The sequence below is a fragment of the Ottowia sp. genome (genome assembly GCF_035325765.1).
Taxonomy (GTDB): domain Bacteria; phylum Pseudomonadota; class Gammaproteobacteria; order Burkholderiales; family Burkholderiaceae_C; genus Ottowia.
Window position 1 is genome coordinate 24,704 of record NZ_DAOKZG010000037.1, and the last position, 6,244, is coordinate 30,947.

Annotated in this window: 4 protein-coding genes; 3 read left to right on the plus strand and 1 reads right to left on the minus strand. The window is 69.2% G+C overall.

Translation table 11 applies throughout. The annotated features are described in order from the left end of the window. Positions 1 to 20: 20 nt before the first annotated feature. On the plus strand, positions 21 to 1,805 hold the full coding sequence (uraD, locus tag PKA16_RS11800; RefSeq protein WP_324403424.1) for a 2-oxo-4-hydroxy-4-carboxy-5-ureidoimidazoline decarboxylase: 1,785 nt from the start codon (positions 21 to 23) through the stop codon (positions 1,803 to 1,805). A 61-nt stretch (positions 1,806 to 1,866) separates the two neighbouring features. Further along, positions 1,867 to 3,132 carry a M20/M25/M40 family metallo-hydrolase gene (locus tag PKA16_RS11805; RefSeq protein ID WP_324403425.1) on the plus strand — a complete coding sequence of 422 codons (1,266 nt, stop codon included), beginning with the start codon at positions 1,867 to 1,869 and terminating at the stop codon, positions 3,130 to 3,132. Between the two features lie 33 nt (positions 3,133 to 3,165). Here the strand turns inward: PKA16_RS11805 and PKA16_RS11810 are convergent, their stop codons facing one another. Next, positions 3,166 to 4,074 carry a LysR family transcriptional regulator gene (locus PKA16_RS11810; protein WP_324403426.1) on the minus strand — a complete coding sequence of 303 codons (909 nt, stop codon included), beginning with the start codon at positions 4,072 to 4,074 and terminating at the stop codon, positions 3,166 to 3,168. A 114-nt stretch (positions 4,075 to 4,188) separates the two neighbouring features. Between PKA16_RS11810 and PKA16_RS11815 the strand changes: the two genes are divergently transcribed. After that, on the plus strand, positions 4,189 to 5,691 hold the full coding sequence (locus PKA16_RS11815; RefSeq protein ID WP_324403427.1) for a nucleobase:cation symporter-2 family protein: 1,503 nt from the start codon (positions 4,189 to 4,191) through the stop codon (positions 5,689 to 5,691). Positions 5,692 to 6,244: the final 553 nt, after the last annotated feature.

Here is a 6,244-nt window from a genome sequence, read left to right on the forward strand (position 1 = left end):
TTCCGAGGAGACCCACCGGCATGACCTACACGCTGGATCAACTGAACCAGGCCCCGCTCGCCGAGGCCGAGAAAATGCTCGACGGCCTGTACGAGCACACACCCTGGATCGTCGCCGAGGCGCTGAAGTCGCGCCCGTTCCACACGCTCTCCCAGCTCAAGCAGGCGATGGCGCGGGCACTCGCAGCCGGCGCGCCCGAGGCCCAGCTCGCGCTGATCCGCGCCCACCCGGAACTCGCGGGGAAGGCGATGGAGAGTGGCGCGCTGACCGCCGAATCGACCGGCGAGCAGCAGCGCGCCGGCCTGACGGCCTGCACGCCCGCCGAACTCGCACGCATCCGCCAGCTCAACGCCGACTACCAGGCACGCTTCGGCTTTCCGTTCGTGCACTGCGTGCGCGGCCCGCGCGGCACGGGGATGAGCAAGCAGCAGATCATCGACACCTTCGAGCGGCGCCTGGAGAACCACCCCGAATTCGAGCGTGCCGAGGCCCTGCGCCAGATCAACCGCATCGTCGAGATCCGCCTGGCCGACAAGTTCGACGCCGCGCCAGCGCTGGGCAACCAGGTGTGGGACTGGCACGAGGAACTGGCCCAGTACACCGATCCCGGCTACGCCGAGCTGGGCCAGCTCACCGTCACCTACCTGACGGACGCGCACCGCGCCTGCGCTGCCTACATCAGCCAGACCATGCGCGACTCCGGCTTCGACGAGGTGCGCATCGACGCCGTCGGCAACGTGGTCGGCCGCTACAAGGCCGACCCGGCGGTGAAGGATGCGAAGACCCTGCTCACCGGCAGCCACTACGACACCGTGCGCAACGGCGGCAGGTACGACGGCCGCGTGGGCATCTTCGTGCCGATTGCCTGCGTGCGCGAACTCGCGCGCACGGGCCGGCGCCTGCCGTTCGACTTCGAGGTCGTCGGCTTCGCGGAGGAGGAAGGCCAGCGCTACAAGGCCACCTTCATCGGCTCGGGCGCCCTGGTGGGCGACTTCAAGCCCGAGTGGCTCGACCAGAAGGACGCTGACGGCATCACCATGCGCGAAGCGATGCAGCACGCCGGGCTGGACATCGCCGCCATCCCCGCGCTCAGGCGCAACGCCGCCGATTACCTGGGCCACATCGAGGTGCACATCGAACAGGGCCCGGTGATCAACGAGATGAACCTGCCCCTGGCGGTGGTCACCTCGATCAACGGCAGCGCCCGCTACCAGGGCGCCTACGTCGGCCAGGCCAGCCATGCCGGCACAACGCCGATGGGCACGCGGCGCGATGCCGCCTGCGCCACGGCCGAGCTGGCGCTCTACCTCGAGCAGCGCGCCGCGCAGGATGGCGATTCGGTCGGCACCATGGGCATGCTGCAGGTGCCCAGCGGCTCGGTCAACGTGGTGCCGGGGCGCTGCGAATTCAGCCTCGACATCCGCGCGCCCCACGACGCCCAGCGCGACGCGGTGGTGGCCGACGTGCTGGCGGCCGCGCAGGAAATCGCACAGCGCCGCGGCGTACGCGTCTCGACGGTGGAAGCCATGCGCGCCTCGGCCGCGCCCTCCGATCCCGCGCTGCAGAAGCGCTGGGAAGATGCCGTGGCGGCGCTCGGCCTGCCCGTGCACCGCATGCCCTCGGGCGCCGGCCACGACGCCATGAAGCTGCACGAGATCATGCCGCAGGCCATGCTGTTCGTGCGCGGCGAGAACGCGGGCATCAGCCACAACCCGCTCGAGTCGAGCACCGCCGACGACCTGGAACTGGCGGTGCGCGCCATGCAGCACGTGCTGGATGGCCTGGCCCGCGACCTGCAACCCTGACCCGCGGCGGCTGCGCACGCGGCGCGGCCGCCCCCGCCCCTGTTTTCATCCGAGGATCGACATGACCGTTTCATCCGAAACCTACGCCCGGCTCGACGCCTGGATCGACCAGCACTTCGACGAGCAGGTCGCTTTCCTGCAGCAGCTCGTGCGCGTGCCCACCGACACGCCGCCCGGCAACAACGCGCCACACGCCGAGAAGACGGCCGAGCTGATCGCCGTCTGGGGCTTCCAGGCCGAGAAGCACCCCGTGCCCGAGCAGGAGGTGCGCGACTACGGGATGCAGAGCATCACCAACCTGATCGTGCGCCGCCCCTACGGACCGGGCGGCCGCACCATCGCGCTGAACGCGCACGGCGACGTGGTGCCTCCCGGCGAGGGCTGGACGCACGATCCCTATGGCGCCGAGATCGAGGACGGCAAGCTCTACGGCCGCGCCTCGGCCGTGAGCAAGAGCGACTTCTCCACCTTCAACTTCGCAGTGCGCGCGCTGGAGGCGGTGGCCAAGCCGGCCCAGGGCACGGTCGAGCTGCACTTCACCTACGACGAGGAGTTCGGCGGCCTGCTGGGCCCGGGCTGGCTGCTCCGGCAGGGACTCACCAGGCCCGACCTGATGATCGCCGCCGGTTTCAGCTACGAGGTCGTCACCGCGCACAACGGCTGCCTGCAGATGGAAGTCACGGTAGAGGGCAGGATGGCGCACGCGGCCGTGCCCGACACCGGCGTCGACGCGCTGCAGGCGGCGGTGTTCATCATGAACGCCCTGTACGCCGAGAACAGCGCCTACCAGAAGGTCACGTCCAGGGTGCCGGGCATCAAGCACCCGTACCTGAACATCGGCCGCATCGAGGGCGGCACCAACACCAACGTGATTCCGGGCAAGGTCATCCTCAAGCTCGACCGCCGCATGATCCCGGAGGAAAACCCGGCCCGCGTCGAGGCGCGCCTCCGCAAGGTGATCGAGGACGCCACGCGCCACTTCAACCGCTGGCGCGGGGTGCGGGGCGAGAACGCCGTGCGCGCCGACGTGCGCCGCATCCTGCTCGCCAACGCGATGACGCCCCTGCCCGGCAACAGGCCGCTGGTGGACGCCATCCAGAAGCACGGCGAGGCCATCTTCGGGAAGAGGCCACCCGCTGTCGGCACGCCGCTCTACACCGACGTGCGACTGTATGTCGAGCAGGGCATCCCCGGCGTGATCTACGGCGCCGGCCCGCGCACGGTTCTGGAAAGCCATGCCAAGCGCAACGACGAGCGCGTCGACCTGAACGACCTGCGCCGCGCCACCAAGGTGGTGGCGCGCACCCTGGCGGACCTGCTCGCCTGACCGCGCAGGCCGCCCGTGCGCGGGATTCGGAAGTCAGCCGGCGGCCACGCCAGCCGCTTGCAGCAGCACGTCGCGAAACGCCGCGACGGCGGGCGATGGGGACCCGCCCGGTGGGCGAAACAGCGTCAGCATGCGGGCCAGGGGCGGCCGCCCCACGGGGCGCAGCACGAGCTGGTGCCAGTCGGCCAGCGGTTGCAGGGTGCGCGTGACCACGGCCACGCCCAGGCCTTCGCGCGCCAGTCCCATCACGGTCCAGGGCAGGCCGATCTCGTACGCATAGGACAGTGTCACCCCGCGTGCCCCCAGGTGGTCCTCCAGCAGCCGCCGCACGGGGTTGCCCGGCAGGTAGCCGATGAGGGGATGCGCGCACAGATCCTCCCAGTCGAGCGGGCCGCGCTTGTGCGCGAGCGGATGGTCGGGCCGCAGCACGACCACGAACTCGTCGGCGTCGAGCACCGTGGTGACCAGGTCCGTGCGCGCCTCGGTCTGGGTCGCGATGCCCAGGTCGGCCGCGCCGTTGCGCACCAGGGTATGGACCTCGTTTTCCGGCACGTCATGCAGCAGCACGCGCACGCCCGGGAAGCTCTCCTGGAAGCGCCGCATCACCTGCGGCAGCAGCATTGCGCACTGGGCGTTGGGCGCCGCCACCGTGACGCGCCCGCGCGACAGGCGCGCGAAGTCGCGCGCGTCGGCCACCCACTGGTCCCAGCCGGCCACCAGCCGGTGCGCCTCGGGCAGCAGCGCGGCCCCGGCCTCCGTCAGCCGGCACGCGCGCGTGTGGCGATCGAACAGCCGCGTGCCCAGCACGCGCTCCAGCTTGACCAGGGCCGCGCTCAGCGTCGACTGCGACACGCCCAGGCGTTCCGCGGCGCGCGTGAAGTGGCCGCTTTCCGCCAGCGCGATGAACACGCGCAACTCGGGCAGTGACGATTTGATCGACATTTTCGATTGAATTATGTCATTGAGCGTATTTTTCAAAAGTTCCAATCCACCTATGCTTCACCCTTGCGCGCATTGCGACAACAAGGTGCGCATCCATTCAAACGAGGAGACAACATGAGCCAAGCCACCCAGGCCGCCGGCGTGCATCCGGTCGATGAGGTATTGCCGGCCGGCAAGCTGACCGCGCTCGGCCTGCAGCACGTGCTGGTGATGTACGCCGGCGCCATCGCGGTACCGCTGATCGTGGGCCGCGCGCTCAAGCTGCCCCACCACGAAGTGGCGATGCTGATCTCGGCCGACCTGTTTTGCTGCGGCCTGGTGACCCTGATCCAGTCGTTTGGCGCGACCCAGTGGTTCGGCATCAAGCTGCCGGTGATGATGGGCGTGACCTTCGCGTCCGTCAGCCCGATGGTGGCGATCGCCAGCAGCAGCCCCGGCACCGACGGCGCGCGCCTGCTGTTCGGCTCGATCATCGGCGCGGGCATCATCTCCATCCTGATCGCGCCGGTGGTCAGCCGCATGCTGCGCTTCTTCCCGCCGGTGGTCACCGGCACCATCATCGCGGTGATCGGCATCGACCTGATGCGTGTCGGCATCAACTGGATCTTCGGGCTGCCGGTCGGCCCGACCGCGCCGCTGATCGTCAAGCCCGAGCACACCGAATGGCTGAGCACCCTGCGCAGCGCGGCCGCCACCGGCACTGCCGGATTTCCCCCGGTGCCCGAGGGCCTGGCGCTGGCGCCTTCGATGCCCAACCCGCGCTACGCGGCGCTGCCTGGCGTGGGCGTGTCGGCGGTGGCGCTGGTCACGATCCTGCTGGTGGCCAAGTTCGCCAAGGGATTCCTGGCCAACATATCGGTGCTGATCGGCATCATCGTCGCCGGTGTCGTCGCCTGGGCCGCCGGCATGATGAACTTCGACAAGGTGGCCGAGGCCAACTGGTTCGACGTCATCATCCCGTTCCACTTCGGCACGCCCATCTTCGACCCGGTGGCGATCCTGTCGATGTCGCTGATCATGCTGGTGGTGATGATCGAATCGACGGGCATGTTCCTCGCCCTCTCCGAGATGACGGACAAGGAAGTCAAGCAGCCCGACCTGGCGCGCGGTCTGCGCACCGACGGCCTGGGCACGCTGATCGGCGGCATCTTCAACACCTTTCCCTACACCAGCTTCTCGCAGAACGTCGGCCTGGTGGCGGTGACCGGCGTCAAGAGCCGCTTCGTCTGCGTGGCCGGCGGCGTGATCCTGATCCTGCTCGGCATGCTGCCCAAGATGGCGGCGCTGGTCGAGTCGCTGCCCACCGTGGTGCTGGGCGGCGCCGGCATCGTGATGTTCGGCATGGTGGCGGCCACCGGCATCCGCATCCTGGGCGGCGTGGACTTCGCCAACAACCGCAACAATGCGCTCATCGTCGCGGTTTCCATCGGCATCGGCATGATCCCGGTGATCGCGCCCAAGTACCTGCAGTGGATGCCGCACGCGCTGCACATCATGATCGAATCGGGCATCGTGCTGGCCTCGATCACCGCCGTGCTGCTGAACGTCCTGTTCAATGGCACCAGGGGCGACACCGAGGCCGTGATCCGCGCGGCCAAGCAGGCCGAGGCGCATTGAACCCGGATCCGGCCGTCAGCGCAACGTTGGACAAGTCGCTCGCGAACACGTCTCGAGGCTCGGCGGGACATTGACCGCTTCGCCCTCGTCGACGGTCGGTCGTGGGCCGAAGGCGCCATGCGCCGGCCGGCCCGCTGTGGGCATGCCTGGATGACGGAATTCGGGTTCGGGATCAGGCCCCGATTGAGTCTTCTGTGTCCCCCGATGGTGGCCGGGGTGGCCGCCACTGGCTTGCCGGACCGGGTTGGCTGCCGCCTGCGGGCGCGGGACCGGGCGTTCGGGGCCAGATGAGGTTGCGGGACGGATAGCGCACGGCACTGGCGCTGTCCCGGCGGCCAGCGCGGTGACCAGCCTGCAAGGAGCGTGGGCGGCAGAAGGTGCGCCGGCTGCAACGCGCGAGAAACCGGTCCATCGCGGCGCTGCCGACCGCACCCATGGGGCCACCCTGGGCTTGTCGGCAGCACCACGCTGTCCTCGCTTTTCGCACGTTTCGCTTCGGCGCCTTTTGCCGCCCACGCTCCTAGTCTTACTGTGTCATAGACGCAATCTTGCG

Coding starts and splice junctions, on each gene's coding strand:
- PKA16_RS11805 (WP_324403425.1), top strand. CDS start 1,867: ATGACCGTTTCATCCGAAACCTACGCCCGGCTCGACGCCTGGATCGAC.
- PKA16_RS11815 (WP_324403427.1), top strand. CDS start 4,189: ATGAGCCAAGCCACCCAGGCCGCCGGCGTGCATCCGGTCGATGAGGTA.
- uraD (WP_324403424.1), top strand. CDS start 21: ATGACCTACACGCTGGATCAACTGAACCAGGCCCCGCTCGCCGAGGCC.
- PKA16_RS11810 (WP_324403426.1), bottom strand. CDS start 4,074: ATGTCGATCAAATCGTCACTGCCCGAGTTGCGCGTGTTCATCGCGCTG.